The sequence below is a fragment of the Paenibacillus sp. FSL R7-0026 genome (assembly GCF_038004485.1).
Taxonomy (GTDB): domain Bacteria; phylum Bacillota; class Bacilli; order Paenibacillales; family Paenibacillaceae; genus Paenibacillus; species Paenibacillus xylanexedens_A.
Window position 1 is genome coordinate 202,306 of sequence record NZ_JBBORG010000002.1, and the last position, 15,209, is coordinate 217,514.

14 protein-coding genes are annotated in these 15,209 nt (G+C 46.4%); 6 read left to right on the top strand and 8 right to left on the bottom strand.

All coding sequences use genetic code 11. From position 1 onward, the window contains the following. Nucleotides 1-157: 157 nt before the first annotated feature. From tsaB to MKY44_RS29885, 4 genes are all read right to left on the bottom strand, one after another. The gene (tsaB, locus tag MKY44_RS29870) at nt 158-1,006 is read right to left on the bottom strand and encodes a tRNA (adenosine(37)-N6)-threonylcarbamoyltransferase complex dimerization subunit type 1 TsaB (protein WP_445670705.1); all 849 of its coding nucleotides are present in this window, start codon (nt 1,004-1,006) and stop codon (nt 158-160) included. 2 nt (nt 1,007-1,008) lie between these two features. Beyond that, nucleotides 1,009-1,491: a tRNA (adenosine(37)-N6)-threonylcarbamoyltransferase complex ATPase subunit type 1 TsaE gene (tsaE, locus tag MKY44_RS29875; protein WP_036611276.1), complete on the bottom strand. Its 483-nt coding sequence runs from the start codon at nt 1,489-1,491 to the stop codon at nt 1,009-1,011. 269 nt (nt 1,492-1,760) lie between these two features. Then, complete coding sequence (locus MKY44_RS29880; protein ID WP_026081228.1) at nt 1,761-1,937, bottom strand: H-type small acid-soluble spore protein; 177 nt, start codon at nt 1,935-1,937, stop codon at nt 1,761-1,763. A 4-nt stretch (nt 1,938-1,941) separates the two neighbouring features. Beyond that, entirely contained in the window at nt 1,942-2,238 is a 297-nt protein-coding gene (locus tag MKY44_RS29885) for a hypothetical protein (RefSeq protein WP_341010138.1), read from the bottom strand. A 265-nt stretch (nt 2,239-2,503) separates the two neighbouring features. On the opposite strand from MKY44_RS29885, the gene ku reads away from it, so the two are divergent. The 5 genes from ku to ligD all read left to right on the top strand — a co-directional run bounded on the left by ku (nt 2,504) and on the right by ligD (nt 7,839). Then, a complete protein-coding gene (gene ku, locus MKY44_RS29890; RefSeq protein WP_036611281.1) occupies nt 2,504-3,418 on the top strand; it encodes a non-homologous end joining protein Ku in 915 nt (304 codons plus the stop codon). Nucleotides 3,419-3,729: 311 nt separating this feature from the next. After that, a complete protein-coding gene (locus MKY44_RS29895) occupies nt 3,730-4,599 on the top strand; it encodes a VOC family protein (protein WP_341010139.1) in 870 nt (289 codons plus the stop codon). 176 nt (nt 4,600-4,775) lie between these two features. Continuing rightward, on the top strand, nt 4,776-5,873 hold the full coding sequence (locus tag MKY44_RS29900) for a GerAB/ArcD/ProY family transporter (RefSeq protein ID WP_341010140.1): 1,098 nt from the start codon (nt 4,776-4,778) through the stop codon (nt 5,871-5,873). Nucleotides 5,874-5,926: 53 nt separating this feature from the next. Next, nucleotides 5,927-6,877, top strand: a complete 951-nt coding sequence (locus MKY44_RS29905) for an ATP-dependent DNA ligase (RefSeq protein WP_341010142.1) — start codon at nt 5,927-5,929, stop codon at nt 6,875-6,877. Nucleotides 6,878-6,948: 71 nt separating this feature from the next. Then, a complete protein-coding gene (gene ligD / locus MKY44_RS29910) occupies nt 6,949-7,839 on the top strand; it encodes a non-homologous end-joining DNA ligase (RefSeq protein ID WP_341010143.1) in 891 nt (296 codons plus the stop codon). Nucleotides 7,840-7,894: 55 nt separating this feature from the next. On the opposite strand, the gene MKY44_RS29915 is transcribed toward ligD, so the two are convergent. Together MKY44_RS29915 and cls are read right to left on the bottom strand one after the other, a co-directional pair. Then, nucleotides 7,895-8,806 (bottom strand): YitT family protein, encoded by a 912-nt coding sequence (locus MKY44_RS29915; RefSeq protein WP_036611290.1) that lies wholly within the window; start codon nt 8,804-8,806, stop codon nt 7,895-7,897. A gap of 348 nt (nt 8,807-9,154) precedes the next feature. Continuing rightward, nucleotides 9,155-10,594 carry a cardiolipin synthase gene (cls, locus tag MKY44_RS29920; RefSeq protein WP_047841979.1) on the bottom strand — a complete coding sequence of 480 codons (1,440 nt, stop codon included), beginning with the start codon at nt 10,592-10,594 and terminating at the stop codon, nt 9,155-9,157. 376 nt (nt 10,595-10,970) lie between these two features. Here cls and MKY44_RS29925 point away from each other — a divergent pair, with 376 nt between their 5' ends. After that, nucleotides 10,971-12,329 carry a hemolysin family protein gene (locus MKY44_RS29925; protein ID WP_076209623.1) on the top strand — a complete coding sequence of 453 codons (1,359 nt, stop codon included), beginning with the start codon at nt 10,971-10,973 and terminating at the stop codon, nt 12,327-12,329. A gap of 120 nt (nt 12,330-12,449) precedes the next feature. Here MKY44_RS29925 and MKY44_RS29930 read toward each other — a convergent pair whose 3' ends face one another. Together MKY44_RS29930 and MKY44_RS29935 are read right to left on the bottom strand one after the other, a co-directional pair. Then, on the bottom strand, nt 12,450-14,039 hold the full coding sequence (locus MKY44_RS29930) for an alpha/beta hydrolase family protein (RefSeq protein ID WP_341010145.1): 1,590 nt from the start codon (nt 14,037-14,039) through the stop codon (nt 12,450-12,452). Nucleotides 14,040-14,097: 58 nt separating this feature from the next. Continuing rightward, nucleotides 14,098-15,198: a DUF1648 domain-containing protein gene (locus tag MKY44_RS29935; RefSeq protein WP_341010146.1), complete on the bottom strand. Its 1,101-nt coding sequence runs from the start codon at nt 15,196-15,198 to the stop codon at nt 14,098-14,100. Nucleotides 15,199-15,209 lie beyond the last annotated feature (11 nt).

The following is a 15,209-nucleotide window of genomic DNA, read 5'->3' on the forward strand; positions in this document are numbered from 1 at the left end:
TCAGTACCGAGAAGATGGGATGAAGCTAGAAATGGAGTAGCGGAGCGTAGGGAAAACTACGTGAGCAACGGACATTTCGGCTGAATTCCATATTCGATGCTGATGATGCCACCAGGCATCCTTCGTAATCAAAAGCGGACTTTTTGAACAACCTCTTTTAGCCTTTGCGCAGCAGATTGGCTTCCGCTTCAGAAAGCTGGGTGTAGTTCGGCACCAGCGAATGCACGTCATCACGCTGACCTGCAAGCAGCGCGGCGGCGCCAAGGCGCCCAACCCAGCGGCCTTCCAGCTCATAAGGTACGAGCTGGAGCGCCGTTCCTGCGGGGCAGCGAAGCTCCGCCGCTGCCGCAGCATGAGGGCCCGTCTCGCCGACGATCCAGACGGCTGCGGGCCGCTCTTCCGGCGCCGCCTCCGCCATACGGGCGGCGAGGGCTTCCAGCCATCCGTCCATCTTGCGGATGGCATCAGGCGCCAGACGCCGGGGCGCATCGCTCCCGGCGGAGGCAAATAGCGCGGTGCACGCTTGACCGCGCCGTGCATCCACAAGCGGAACGATCCAGTGGACAGGGGCAGCACCTGTGCTGCCCTGGTCCGCGGATGGCGTTCCGCAAGCCCCTGCTGCGGCATCCTCTGCCGCAGCTTCCGCCTTGGCGGCAAGGCCGCTGTGCCAGCCGCCCCAGGCGATGGCCTGAAGGCTGGACACCCCGGCTACGGGGATGTCCCACGCCCAGGCCAGTGTCTTCGCCGCGGTCACCGCAATGCGGATGCCCGTGTACGAGCCTGGGCCAACGCCAACGGCAATGCCGTCCAGTTGCCCAGGCTGTGTGTTGCTGGCGGCCAGCAGCTGCTCCATCACCGGTACGACGTGTACCGAATGGTTACGCTCAGCCCGTTCATTGCGTTCTTCCAGAAGCGCATGATCTTCCATCATCGCAGCTGCCATCACTGCGGTGGATGTATCCAACGCCAAAAACCGCTGACGCGGCTCTTTTTGTAAATCTTCCATCATCATTTGACCCCATTCTGTCTGAACTGTCGGCACATGGCTGCATAAGTCTCGCCGTACCCATCCAGTGTAATCGTTCGATCCTCCAGGCCCGTTGTTTCAATCTGCACATGCAAATGCTCTTGCGGCAGCAATTCGGGAATGATACTCGACCACTCCACCAGACTGACTCCGGCTCCATAGAAATATTCATCAAGTCCAAGCTCATCCGCTTCTTCCAGCGATATGCGATATACATCCATGTGATATAAAGGCAGACGCCCTTCGTACTCCTTGATTAGCGTGAATGTGGGACTGCTTACCACATCACGTACACCCAAATGCCAGGCAAATTTCTGTGAAAATGCCGTTTTTCCCGCGCCCAGATCACCATCCAAAGCAATCACCATGCCGGTGTTTGCCTGTCTGGCGAGTGCGGAAGCAAGTGCTTCTGTATCTGCAATGCCATGGGATTGATACACCCACTGCTCGTGCGTCTGATTCAATATTCGCCCCACCTTTGGCGGTCTAGCCGCCTGAGTTCACTTTGAACCTTATTATATCGGTCCCTTTCTTCCCCCGCAACATCCAAGGAGGCAAGCGGAAATATAACATGCATTATTAGGCGTGTCTCAAAACTTGCTTCCTTCGCAGTTTCAGATTCCTATTAGGAAAAACCAAAAAACCGGCACCTCTCGGTACCGGCCGTGTTATGCATATATTTCAGCTGCTTTTATTCATTCTCAAATTCCTCAATAACAATATGCTCTTGTATCTACTCCTCCAAACGATCCACACGAACCGTCTGGGTATTTCCCGGTCTGCTGCCCACCTGAACGGTTGCCATACCATTGGCTTCATCCACATTCTCGATCCAGACTGGATCTCCCTCCAGCGTAACGGCAATGGTATCCTTCGAATCATAGATCGCTTTGGCGCGCTTTGCATCCATCATCTTATTCATACTCCCCTTCCGGATCATCATGTGACTCTCGAACCATGCTATCTGTTGTACTTTCACCAATATACCCGTTATCTTCCGTAACCTGTCCCCCGCCTAACCCTTCATTCACCATCCGGTCAATGTCGAGCATGAACGACTCCCGATCAAGGGGCAAGTCCTCAGAAGTGACCGCTTCCCAGTTTACGGCTGTAGCGGGTGTATAAAATTCTTCAGCACTTTCGGCTTTGGCAAGAGGATACGGAGAAAATGTATGCTTGTGTGCTTCTTCCTCATCACGTCTGTTCTTCAATATTGCACCTCCCGGCATATGTGCTGCGAGAATAACTACCTATCCCATGCTCGTCATCCTGGCGGAATCCCAAGCATGTTTCTGTTATCATCCCCGAGTCTCGCCGAACCATACGAATTCGTTCGTCTACAAGACGATTATCCCTCGCGCCAGATGCCCATACTATTAAATATAAATCCGTGTTCAAAAAGACCGGTTTTCAGTACAGAGAAGATGGAATTTTTGAACAACCTCTAAAAGGTACCTCAATGAAAGGAGCCGATCTATGCATACCGTCTGGAAAGGTGCAATCAGTTTTGGCCTTGTGCATGTCCCTGTCAAAATGTTCTCGGCTACCGAAGACAAAGACATCTCGATGCGCTATATCCATAAAGTCTGCGGCAGCCCGCTCGCTTATGTTCGTCAATGTCCCTCCTGTGAAGTGGACGTGAAGTGGGAAGAGATTACCAAGGGCTATGAATATGAAAAAGGAAAGTTTGTACTTTTCGAGAAAGATGAATTAGAAGCGTTAAATGATTCCACCGGCAAAACCATTACCATACTGGATTTTGTCGACTTGACTGAGATTGATCCGATCTATTTCCAGAAAACATATTACCTATCGCCCGATCAGGCTGGGGGAAATGCCTACCAGCTGTTGATGAACGCGATGCGGGATACCGGCAAAATTGGCATCGCCAAAATCTCTATTCGCTCGAAGAGCAGTCTGGCTGCCATACGCGTGCTGGAAGATTGCCTCTCCATGGAGACGATTTTTTATCCGGACGAGATTCGTCCTGTCTCCCAGGTGCCCAACTTGCCGGAAGTGCAGAACGTGAATGAAAAGGAACTCACGATGGCAAAGTTACTGATTGATCAATTGTCCACACCTTTTGAACCCGGTAAATACACCGATGACTATCGCAGCAAACTGCTGGATCTAATCCAGCACAAAGTGGCAGGCGAAGAAATCAAGATTGCTCCAGCCAAACCTGAAGCTAATGTGATGGATTTGATGGCTGCCTTGCAGGCAAGTATCGAGGCCGTGAAGCCCATTCCGGCTGACCCTGGGACAACAACGGCAAAGCCTAAGAAACGTGCACCGCGAAAAACGTCTGCTCAAGCGGTTGCTGGAGGAGAATCCGATACACCTGCTGCACCAGCCAAAAGAAAAAAGGCGACACCCAAACCAAAAGTTTGATTGTCGCCTAGGAAAGAACGATTATATGCGTATTTAATGCGTTCAACTCAAGTCCGGCTTTACAGTCGGATTTTTTTGTTTTACAGAACTATTGAAGCAGTTCTTGTCAATAAAACTACAGTTATAATTGCAAAATACGATTGACGAAAGCTGATTTATATTTTATATTAACTTATGAAAAGTAACTTATTTATGAATATACAGTCACGCTGTAATTCTGCTTCAACAATATGCAATTTAATAATCCGTTTTCAACGCATATACACAATCAAACGAGAACCCATATTATCTATTATCAGGAGGAAACCATTATGAATACTACGTATCAAATCCCTGCCACAACCCATCTGGGTGAAGTGAGTCTCCGAATTATGAACCTAGACCGTTCAATTAAGTTCTATACCGATGTGGTTGGATTAAAATTACTGGAGCGTAGTGGCAAAGTGGCCACGTTGACAGCCGACGGAAAACAGTCCCTGCTGCGATTGGAAGAGCTCACGGATGGAATTACCCTGCCGGAACGCTCACACGCTGGCTTGTATCATTTCGCCATCCTGCTGCCTGACCGCAAGTCCCTGGGTCTTGCTCTTCGTAATCTGGCTGCATCCGGTATCGATATCGGCCAAGGCGATCACTTGGTCAGCGAAGCCTTCTATATCTCCGATCCCGATCAGAACGGAATTGAGATCTATGCCGACCGTGCACGTGATACCTGGAAACGGGATAGTGACAATAACTACGTGATGGCAAGTGATCCTGTTGATGTGGAAAGCCTGTTTGCCATCTCGGAGAATGAACCTTGGCAGGGTCTGCCTGCTGGCACCGTTATTGGTCACGTACATTTCCATGTCCGCAGCCTGGAAGAAGCCCGCAACTTCTACACCGGCATACTCGGTTTTGATATCGTGGGTAACTTCGCCAACATGTCAGCACTATTTGTATCCGCAGGCGGCTATCATCATCATCTGGGACTGAATATCTGGGCGGGAGTGAACGCACCTGTCAATCCAGATAACGCTACAGGAATTGACTACTTCACCATTGTGTACGCCACAAAGGAACAATTGGATCAGGCACTTGAACAATTGCGTCAATCCGGTGCAGTCGTTACACAAGTGGAAGGTACCTGGTTTACGGTAGACCCACAAAATATTCGTATACGTCTGACAACTACGAACTGATTTTGTTTAGGCGTTACCATATGTTTGCTTAACCTCATTTTATTAAGCCCGGGTAACTGATTTCTCTACATTACAGAGAGATCAGTTACCGGGCTTTTTGAGTTGGCTTTTATAAAACTGGCACAATTGGTGCATTCTAACCAATACATAGACAAGATATGTTAAGGAGATACCTCATGATCGAAAAGGGACGTTTGACTGTTAGACAGCTCGCTTCACTCATGTTCCTGTGCACAATTGGGGAGCAGATTCTGGTCTTCCCTTCCATGATCACATCCTACGCTCATCAGGATGCCTGGTTATCAGCCTTATTGGGAGTCGCAGGGGGCTTGGGAATACTCTTCATTATGCTAGTTGCCTACAAACTGCATCCCCGGTTGAATCTGATTCAAAATGCTCTTCGAACACTGGGACCCTGGATCGGAACCTTGTTTGGCTCTTTTTATCTCTTTTATTTCCTGATCAGTACCTCAACGTTCATTAGGGAGATTGGCGATTTTATGTCTACTCAGATCTTGCCGGAATCTCCATTACTGATTCTGCATTTGGTATTTATGTGTGCGCTTGTCTGGGGGCTTCTGTCGGGTCTGGAGAGCATTGGTAAAACTGCTGAGGTCTTTCTTCCTCTGATCGTGTTGTTTCTGCTTATTCTGACGGTGTGTCTAATCCCCCATGTACGTTTGGCCAACATCCAACCTGTACTGGTACAAGGACTTCTCGATCCATTCAAAGGTTTTGTTGCAGTACTCACATATCCCTACTGTGAGCTATGCATCTTCATGATGCTTTTTCCCTACACTAAAAATGAGCCCCATCTGGAGAAGGACATCCTGTTAGCAGGGATGATTGGCGGATTGTTACTCACACTGACGCTAAGTATGTGTCTGCTCGTCATGGGACCATGGATGACCCAGCATCACTGGTTCGCTTCATTCAACCTTTCACAGAAGATCAATATCGGAAACTTTATGCAACGCATCGAAGCCTTCATAGCATCGGTCTGGATTATCGCTGTTTTCTTCAAAGCCGCTCTGTTCTTCTACGGTTTTGTCCTGGGCGTCGCTCACCTGTTCCGCTTGTCCAGTCACCGTTCTCTGATCCTGCCGGGTGCCATGCTTATTCTCGCCATGTCTATTCTAATCTCTCCGAACGAGAACTTTTATCTCAAGGTCGTTATTCCCTATTGGATTGATTGGGATCTGACCTGCGGCATAGCACTTCCGTTACTGCTCATTTTGGTGCATCATATGAAATCCCGCTTTCAAAAAATATAACTAAATTCCGAATTAACCTGCGCTAATTGGTTGATACGAGAGAGGAGTTCCCCATGTTCAAACCGTTGATTCCGTTCGAGCCTATCTCCAGAGATACTTTGCCCACAGGGCCGCAATGGATTGCCCAGATCAAGTGGGATGGAGTCCGCATGCTTGCCTATGAGGACGGGCAGGAGCTGCGCCTGGTGAATCGCAGATTACATGATCGAACCGCACAGTATCCCGAGTTGGTAACACCACGCAATCTATGTTCAGGCTCCTCCTATATCTTGGATGGAGAAGTTATTGCGCTGGACCCGGATACCGGAAAACCTTCGTTTTATCACGTTCTGCGGCGGGATCGGATGAGCAGACCCGAAGGTATCGCCCAAGCCATACATCAGATTCCGGTCACCTATATGGTATTTGATATTCTGTTTTATGAGGGGAAATGGGTAACGGATCAGCCTTTGGCAGATCGACAGCGCCTGTTGCACGAGGTCCTTAACACCGCTCCCCATGTTCAGGAGGTCACCAATACGCTTGATGCCGCTTCCCTGCTTACGGTCATGAGACAACATCAGATGGAAGGCATCGTCTGCAAGGATCTCACCAGCAGTTATGGCATACAGGGCAAGGACCAGCGCTGGCAGAAGGTCAAAATCATGCATGATGTATATGCCATGATCGGGGGAGTCACGTACCGGAGCGGTATTGTGAATGCCGTCGCGATCGGTGTATATGATGGGCCAAACTTTGTCTATATTGGTCATGTCGGGACTGGCAAGCTGAACTCCAATACGTGGCGGGAACTCACACATCAAGTCGAGCCTCTGATCAGGCAGGTCAGACCATTCCATAATGTACCCGAGCGCAGTGCAGAGACCACCTGGGTGGAACCGCGAATAGGAGTCAAAGTGCAATATATGGAGCTGACTCATCATCACACTCTACGCCATCCCAGTATTCAGACCTTCGCGGATGTAACCCGTGAGGATTGTCTGGCGAACCAGCTTCTTCAATGAGGAGGAGATCACACCACTCTTGTTTCAGCCTAGTGACTCAAAGACTCATTACACAATAGGAGGTGTTCTGTATGGCCCCTAAGATCCAAGGAACCATCATAATAGAAGGCACTGAGCTGACGGTCACCAACCCGGACAAGCTCTTATGGCCGGAAGCAGGTGTTACCAAAGCCATCTATCTGCAAAAGCTGGCCGCTCTGGCTCCTTATCTGCTCACGTATACGAGCAATCGACTTCTCACGACGATAAGATATCCCCACGGCGCCGGAGGAACTTTTTTCTATCAAAAGAATGCCCCTGAGCCTGTACCAGATTATGTACGCACTGAAGTTCACGACGGCATCCGCTATGTGATCATGAATGGACTTCCCGAATTGTTATGGCTTGGTAATCTGGCTGCACTTGAATTTCATCCTTCTCTGCATACTGTGGGAAGCCATCTGCCCAGTGAATGGATGATTGATCTGGACCCCTCTCAGGAACATGAACCCCGGATCATGCAAGCTGCACTCATCGTTGGCGAAACCCTGACTTCCCTTGGTCTGAGGTCCATTCCCAAAACTTCGGGCGCAACAGGAGTTCAGATCATCGTTCCCATTGTACAAGGGGTAACCTTTGATGAATTGAGAGAGGTTGGTTATTTTGTAGGCAAATATGTCACTCAAAAGCACCCGGATCTGTTCACACTGGAACGACTCAAAAAGGACCGTGGAGACCGTATTTATTTTGACTATCTCCAGCATTATGGAGGCAAGACCCTTGCTGCTCCCTATACACCACGTGCCAAATCCGGCGCCACTGTCTCCACACCCCTTACCTGGGATGAGGTTAGAAGCAACGTCTCCATCCAGGATTACCATCTGATGAACATTATTGAACGCTTGAACAAAACCGGCGATTTAATCGCAGCTGTTGAACCCCAACCCGTTGAACACATTCTCAAACATTTGAAGAAAAAATAGCCGACTCCCTCATCACAAGGGTGTCGGCTATTATCATTCATGTGTATATCAATCGCTAATGGATACCTTTTTTCTTGAAACGTCCGCCCTTAACGTCATGAATGTTACCGATAGCCACAAAGGCTTGCGGGTCCCAATCTTCAACGATGGTCTTCAGCTTCGCTTCTTCCAAACGGGTGATCACGACAAAAATGATCTTTTTCTCGTCCCCGCTGAATCCGCCCTCTCCATCCAGGAAAGTTACACCACGACCAAGACGGTCTGTCAGGGCTGAACCGATATCACGATATTTCTCACTAATGATCCATACCGATTTGGACTGGTCAAGTCCTTCATTCACAATATCAATCATCTTCATCGCAATATAATATGCAATCATGGAATACAGGGCATTCGGCCAGCCGAATACAAATCCTGCACCTGCGAAAATAAACACGTTAATGAACAATACGATCTGTCCTACAGACAAAGGTGACTTCTCACTAAGCAAGATGGCCACAATCTCCGTACCATCCAGTGAACCGCCAGACCGAATGACAAGTCCAACTCCCACACCCAGGATCAATCCGCCAAATACAGCTCCGAGCAAAGGCTCCCCTGGTGTTAATGCAGGAACGTGGTGTAATAATGATGTCCCGATGGACATGACCACGATCCCCAGCAGCGTGGATAACGCAAATGTTTTACCAATCTGCTTGTAACCCAGAATCAGGAAAGGCAAGTTAAGCAAGGTCAGGAATACTCCGAGTGGCAGATTTGTAAGTTCTGACACCATAATTGAAATCCCCGTAATCCCACCATCAATAACACCATTCGGTACGAGAAACACTTCAAGCGATACAGCCATTAGTGCAGCACCGATCAGAATCATCACAATACGTTGCAGCAGCTTTAATGTAAACACCGAGCTTTTGACCCCGCGGTCAGCTTGCTTGGCTGTTAGTTCTTTCACCGTTACATTGGACATGGTATCCCCCCCGTTAAATCAGTGTGTGAATCCATTTTATAAATCATTTAAATACTCAGGGTGAATCTACATATGGAGAACAGCAAACTGCGTTCTATATGTACCCTGGCTATACAGCGCAAGCATCTAAAGGCGATATAAAATGGATTCAAAATGTTATTCATCCCGGTTTGCACTTTCAAAAGAGAGCAAAAGGGAGCCTGTTTTCCCGCAGACTCCCCTCCTTCGCCAAGACATGATTTATATATCTATTATATCATAAAAGATCAAATTTGCGCAAAATACTTAGCAAAAAGAAGATAAATTCACAAAAAGTGAACTTATCTTCAGAAATCTGCCCTAAATCGGCTAAAGAAGCGGAGAAAGCATCCGAGAAAGCATTTCTGCGCCTTTTTGCCGTCGTGAACGCTTCTGAAACACCTCCCCATCGATCTGACTGCATTCCCCGAGATCACGTTCAAAGTCAGTGATCAAACGACGAATCGGAGAGGACTCGAACAGGACAGCCGTTAACTCAAAATTGCAAAAAAAACTGCGCATATCCATATTGGCCGTGCCTACCGTTGCAAGCAACTCATCCACAATCATCACTTTGGCATGTACAAAACCTTTGCGATATTGGAAGAACTCAACACCTGCTCGCAGAAGTTCCTCTACATATGAAAGGGATGCCAAATGAACAAGCTTTGAATCGGATTGATATGGAATGATAATTTTCACATCAACGCCACTGACAGCAGCTGTTTTGAGTGCCTCATACAGGGCAGGATCAGGAATAAAATAAGGTGTGGTAATGTAAATCCGGTCACAGGCTACCGAAATGGCCCCAAAACACATTTCCTGTATGGCATCCCAGTCCTGATCCGGCCCACTGGCCAGAATCTGAATTCGTTCTTCCCCGCTACAGATATGAGGTGGAAACAATTCCGCAAGCTGGGGTTCGGTAATTCGCTCACCGGAAGCCAATTTCCAGTCGTTCAGGAACGTACTTTGCAGGAAGTACACGGCATCTCCCTCGATCTGCACATGTGTATCCCGCCAGAAACCCACCTCTGGATATTGTCCAAGGTAATCATCGCCTACATTAATGCCACCCACGAAGCCAACCTGTCCATCCACAACGACTATTTTACGGTGATTCCGGTAGTTGACTCTTCGGTCAATCGTGGCAATCAGTGGCGGTAGAAAATAATGAAACTCCACACCTGCATCCTGCAGTTTGCGGATAAAACTCCAGCTCATCTTGTGACTGCCGAGACCGTCACATATAAACCGAACCTTCACGCCCTCCTGTGCCTTGCGAATCATGACATCCTGAAACTTCGTACTGATCACATCATCACGGAAAATGTAAAATTCCACATGCAGATGGTGCTTTGCTTTTTCCATTTCCCTCAGCATTGCCGCAAATGCCTCTTCACCATTTGTAAGCACCGTACTGTGGTTACAACCTGTAATCGGGCTCTCCGACAGATGGGATAACAGGTTAAACAATCGATGCTGGTGGCTGAAACGATCGCCAGGCATCTGTTCGACATCTCCAATGATGTGGGCTTGTTCCCAGATCGTTTCCTTCATTTCACGGAAGATGCGCGATCCACCCTTGCGGAGTTTTTTTCGTTTGTTATAGTCCTGCGCCACGAAATAGTACACTACAAAACCGATCAAAGGCACGCAGAACAAAATAAACAGCCAAGCCACAGCTTTAGCCGGATTACGAAATTCCAGCAAAAGAATTGTGGCTGCCTGGAAAATAAATACGAGTAATATAATGACCAGCCAGAACATTTGGCTTCCTCCTCAAGTGGCAAGCTTCATGACCTTGCCTTTCTCTCACCTACACATCTTTGACGATTATGTATACAGCTAATCATAGATACCCAATGTACCCCCTATTCGTAACGTTTGCTTAGATAAAACTTTACATAAGCAGACGGAATACTTGATTCTGGAAATTCAAATTTCTACTTCGTTCATTGTATATTCTGACTGTGTTACCTTCTACATATCAGTTTAATGATGGAACAGATTCGCATTGTGACGCCAATCTGCTCATTCCACCTTCCAGACTCTTCCTCATTTCTTTGTCTGGAGGTGGTCTTCTTACGTAAAATTAGATATAATAATCGTTAAAAACTTATTACCTAAAGGAGAAGAGCAGTGAATGGAAAGTGAGAGGTATGCGTTAAATTTAGTAATGGTTGCTTTTTTGATAGGACTTTCGGCGTTTTTTGTCGCAGTGGAATTCGCTCTGGTACGGGTTCGTCCGAGCCGGATCGATCAAATGATTGCAGAAGGAAACAAGCGTGCGCTGGCTGTTAAACAAGCCGTTGCCAATCTGGACGGATATTTGTCTGCCTGCCAGCTTGGAATCACGATCACATCTCTGGGACTGGGCTGGCTGGGTGAACCAACGGTAGAGAAGATTCTCCACCCTGTGTTTGAAAGCTTGCAAATTCCTGAGGCGGTTTCTTCATTCTTATCATTTGTTATCGCGTTTGCTTCCATCACGTATCTGCATGTTGTGGTTGGTGAACTCGCTCCAAAAACGATTGCAATCCGGAAAGCCGAGACTGTTGCACTGCTGACGTCTACACCTATCATCTGGTTTAACCGAATTATGTATCCTTTTATCTGGCTGTTAAACGGCTCAGCGAACCAACTGGTGAAACTGTTCGGAATCAAACCTGCTTCTGAACATGAAGATGCACACTCCGAAGAAGAGTTGCAGATCATCATTAATGAAAGCTTTGAAAGTGGTAAAATCAACCAAGCCGAATTCGGTTATGTAAGCCGGATCTTTGCTTTTGATGAGATGTTAGCCAAAGAAATCATGGTACCCCGGACCGATATGGTCTGCCTTTATGTGAATAGAACAAACGAGGAAAACCTGGAGATCATTCGTGAAGAACAATATACACGTTTTCCAGTAGTGAATGAGAGTAAAGACGATATCATCGGTATCATTAATACGAAACAATTCTTCCTGGAACTTTACGGAAACGATGAACCTGTCGATCTATCCTCCCTGATTCAGCCTGTATCGGCTGTTCACGAAACAACTCCTGTGAAGGACTTGCTCAAGAAAATGCAGAAGGATGGCGTACATATCGCCGTACTTGTCGACGAATATGGAGGAACTTCCGGAATTGTAACCATCGAGGATGTGCTTGAGCAGATTGTTGGTGAGATTCGCGACGAGTTCGACGCAGACGAAGTGGAAGATATTCAAGTCATCAATGAGAACTATGTCATTATGGATGGCAAGGTTTCCTTATCTAAGGTGAACGACATGTTTATGTCCAGCCTGGATGCAGATGAGTGGGATACCATTGGCGGATGGCTCTACAGCCATCGTCCCGAGATGAACGAACAGGAAGAATATGAGTTCGAGAATCTAATCTTTGTTCTGCTGGAAAAAGACAAGAATCGGTTCTACAAAGTGGCCGTTGTTCCCAAGGAACCACTGACCATGTCTGATTATACCGATGAAGACGAGAAAGAGTCCAATTGGTCTAAATAAAGAAAATTTATAAATAAGAAGAGGAGCACTTGCCTATAATGGTAAGTGCTCCTTTTCTTATATCTCGCCCCATGTGTCACTTCCCCATGTTATCACTCAACCAAGATTGGAACTCCCGTTTTAGTTTGATTTTAATACCCACTTCGCAATATCATCGATAATGGCTTTGGAGACATTAGATGGCTCAGCGTACTCTTGACCGATTGAAAGTCCATCATAGCTGGATAACAGATGATTTACCTTTGGATAGCTATTGTACGTTACATTGGAATGACCTTGAAGAGACGATTTCCAGGTTTGGAATTGATTCATAGACACTTGCACATCGTTTTCGCCTTGTATAACAAGCATAGGTGTATTTTGTGTTTTAGCCAGTTCCGCAGGTACATAATCTCTCTGCTCAAACCACCAATAAGCAGGTTGAAGTGGAAAAGCCTCAGGAAGATGATCTACAGAATATTTTGGATCTTTAACCATCGCAGCCACATTTTTATAAAAATCAGCTTGCCCTTGAATGACATCCGTGTCTAAACCAAGCTGCTTCATCCGCTCTACCAATTCGTCCTGCTGCTCGGTAAGCACATCCACAAAGCTACTACTCGGTGCAGCAAGCAGAATACTTCCTGCAATATCATGTTGTTTATCCTCAGCAATAATTAACGGCATTGCAAACCCGCCTTGACTATGTCCAGCTACAAAAATCGCTGTAGAATCAATATGTGCATTCTTTTTAAGTAATTCCACTGCATCGTTTACCTGATCTACGCTCTCTTGTTTTAATGTGAATTTAGGCTGTGAAGCCACCTTATAGGTATGCTCATACGTGACCTTATCGTATCTTAATACAGCAACTCCTTGTGAAGCCAAACCTACCGCAAGATCGCGAAACGGCTTTGCTCCACCAATGGCAGCATCTTGATTGCTAGGCCCGGATCCGTGTACCAGAATGACAACCGGGAAAGGTCCCTCTCCCTTGGGCAAAGTTAATGTCCCTGGCAAAGCTAAATCACCCTGACCAACCGTAATGTCTTGTTCTGTATAGGCAGATGGGTCGTCGTAACTTGGTTTTTGATACACATCTGGAGTAGCGGCGGCAATATGCAAATCATCCACAAGTCCGTTATGATTCATTCTGACCGTAATATTTAAACGAGTCAGCTCTGTTTTGAACGTATAGGTGACATTGCGATGCACTGTGTTATTTTCTACGTGTTTAGCTATGGCTTCACTTGTAATTTTGCCATTTTGTCCTTCTAAAGCTCCCCACAGCTGACTCAACAACGTGGGTGACAACACTCCACTCACAGAGGTATGAACATACTTGGCAGCCTCCTTGCCATCGCCCTCACTAATAAGGGAAATGAATATGTCCTCAGGTGCTGCCTTCAGCGTCTCGGAAAGAAATGTCCCATCCATATAGGTAACTCCTTTCGTTAACTGAACAGGATTGTCTAAGGATATGGCTTGCCCATTCACCATCGCCTGTTTCTCTCCTACCTTAACTACAATCGTAAGCTCACTTTTTCGTATTGTGATTTCTCCTGTCTTTTGTTGCCAAGATACCTCTGCCCCATTCTTTTCTGCAATCTCACGAATAGGAACAAGATTTTCACTACCAGCGGATTTTTCAGCAGCTTCTGAGATGGATGTTACCGGAAGGATGAGACCTACGAAAGTAAGAGAAAGTAATAGCTTTTTCCAATTGTTCATTGTAATAACTCCTCCTAATAATTAATTTCATCTATTATATGCATAGCATTATGAGCCTTTATTGGCTTAGGACTATGCTTATAACAACAATAGCAATGATGAATAACAGCAGGACCCAAGATAGTGGACGAGCGAAGTTAATCGTCCAGCCTATTCCATAACGCTTTTCTATGGTTAAAGAAGGATCATTGGCATTGAAGTAAATAAAACCAAACTTCCAATGATCATCGTCATTCACAGGCTGTTCTTTGGATCGTTCGCGATCTTCCTGATGATTCCGAATTTTCCCACCGCCTTGTCTGCCTGTGAGAGACAGCCATACAACACCTAACACGATCACCACAGGAGTGATGAAGCTAATAGCTGTTAACAAGACCAGATTAGGGACGAACATATTGATCTGAATGAAGGCAAATAAAATGGTAAGAAGTAAGCCTGTTACAAGCGTAAACAGGGACCATTTACGGCGGAATTGAATATTTTCAGCAGCAAATTGGCCCGGATTAGACGTAGTAAGCTGTTGTTTGCTTGATTTAATACTCCAGTTAACCAACATCATAAGTGCAATGATTCCTAGCTGTACAAGATTAATAGCCAGTACCGAGAGATAGGTTTTGGGCACACTGGAAGTGACATGGCCCTGAAAATCATATTTTATTGGAATGACGTTAGGGAGTGCCTTATAATTCAGGATCGAAATGATCGCAACGGCTGCAATAATAGCAATGTGAATGAGAAACCAATAGTTGGAATAGGTGAGTTTATTTTGGCGGAAGGTGGTATCGATTTTAACTCTTTGAGGTGCTTCTACAGTTGTAAGTGATCCTTTTATCTTTTTCATCTTGAAATGAAATAATATGTGTAGTGCTGCCCAGTACACAATAAATATCATTGTGCTAACACCGGTAATCATTGCGGTAGCATCTTCATTAGCAGATCGGAGAAAATACAGACAGACAAGCATAATCATCCCGTTTCCGATCAGACTTACTGTAGCAAACGTACTTCTTAGCTTACGTAAGATGGGTGTGTAGTAATTATATTGACTTACCGTAACCCCAAAGCTAATGGTTTCCCTTGTCAGATATGGTGTAAAGGATAGAAGTAAGGCTAATGGAGCAAAGATTAAAATGATAGGTAATATACTAAATAGCTGCATACATAACACAC

Coding starts and splice junctions, on each gene's coding strand:
- MKY44_RS29930 (WP_341010145.1), bottom strand. CDS start 14,039: ATGAACAATTGGAAAAAGCTATTACTTTCTCTTACTTTCGTAGGTCTC.
- MKY44_RS29900 (WP_341010140.1), top strand. CDS start 4,776: ATGATCGAAAAGGGACGTTTGACTGTTAGACAGCTCGCTTCACTCATG.
- tsaB (WP_445670705.1), bottom strand. CDS start 1,006: ATGGAAGATTTACAAAAAGAGCCGCGTCAGCGGTTTTTGGCGTTGGAT.
- MKY44_RS29880 (WP_026081228.1), bottom strand. CDS start 1,937: ATGGATGCAAAGCGCGCCAAAGCGATCTATGATTCGAAGGATACCATT.
- MKY44_RS29915 (WP_036611290.1), bottom strand. CDS start 8,806: ATGTCCAATGTAACGGTGAAAGAACTAACAGCCAAGCAAGCTGACCGC.
- ligD (WP_341010143.1), top strand. CDS start 6,949: ATGGCCCCTAAGATCCAAGGAACCATCATAATAGAAGGCACTGAGCTG.
- cls (WP_047841979.1), bottom strand. CDS start 10,594: ATGTTCTGGCTGGTCATTATATTACTCGTATTTATTTTCCAGGCAGCC.
- MKY44_RS29895 (WP_341010139.1), top strand. CDS start 3,730: ATGAATACTACGTATCAAATCCCTGCCACAACCCATCTGGGTGAAGTG.
- MKY44_RS29925 (WP_076209623.1), top strand. CDS start 10,971: ATGGAAAGTGAGAGGTATGCGTTAAATTTAGTAATGGTTGCTTTTTTG.
- MKY44_RS29905 (WP_341010142.1), top strand. CDS start 5,927: ATGTTCAAACCGTTGATTCCGTTCGAGCCTATCTCCAGAGATACTTTG.
- MKY44_RS29935 (WP_341010146.1), bottom strand. CDS start 15,198: ATGCAGCTATTTAGTATATTACCTATCATTTTAATCTTTGCTCCATTA.
- ku (WP_036611281.1), top strand. CDS start 2,504: ATGCATACCGTCTGGAAAGGTGCAATCAGTTTTGGCCTTGTGCATGTC.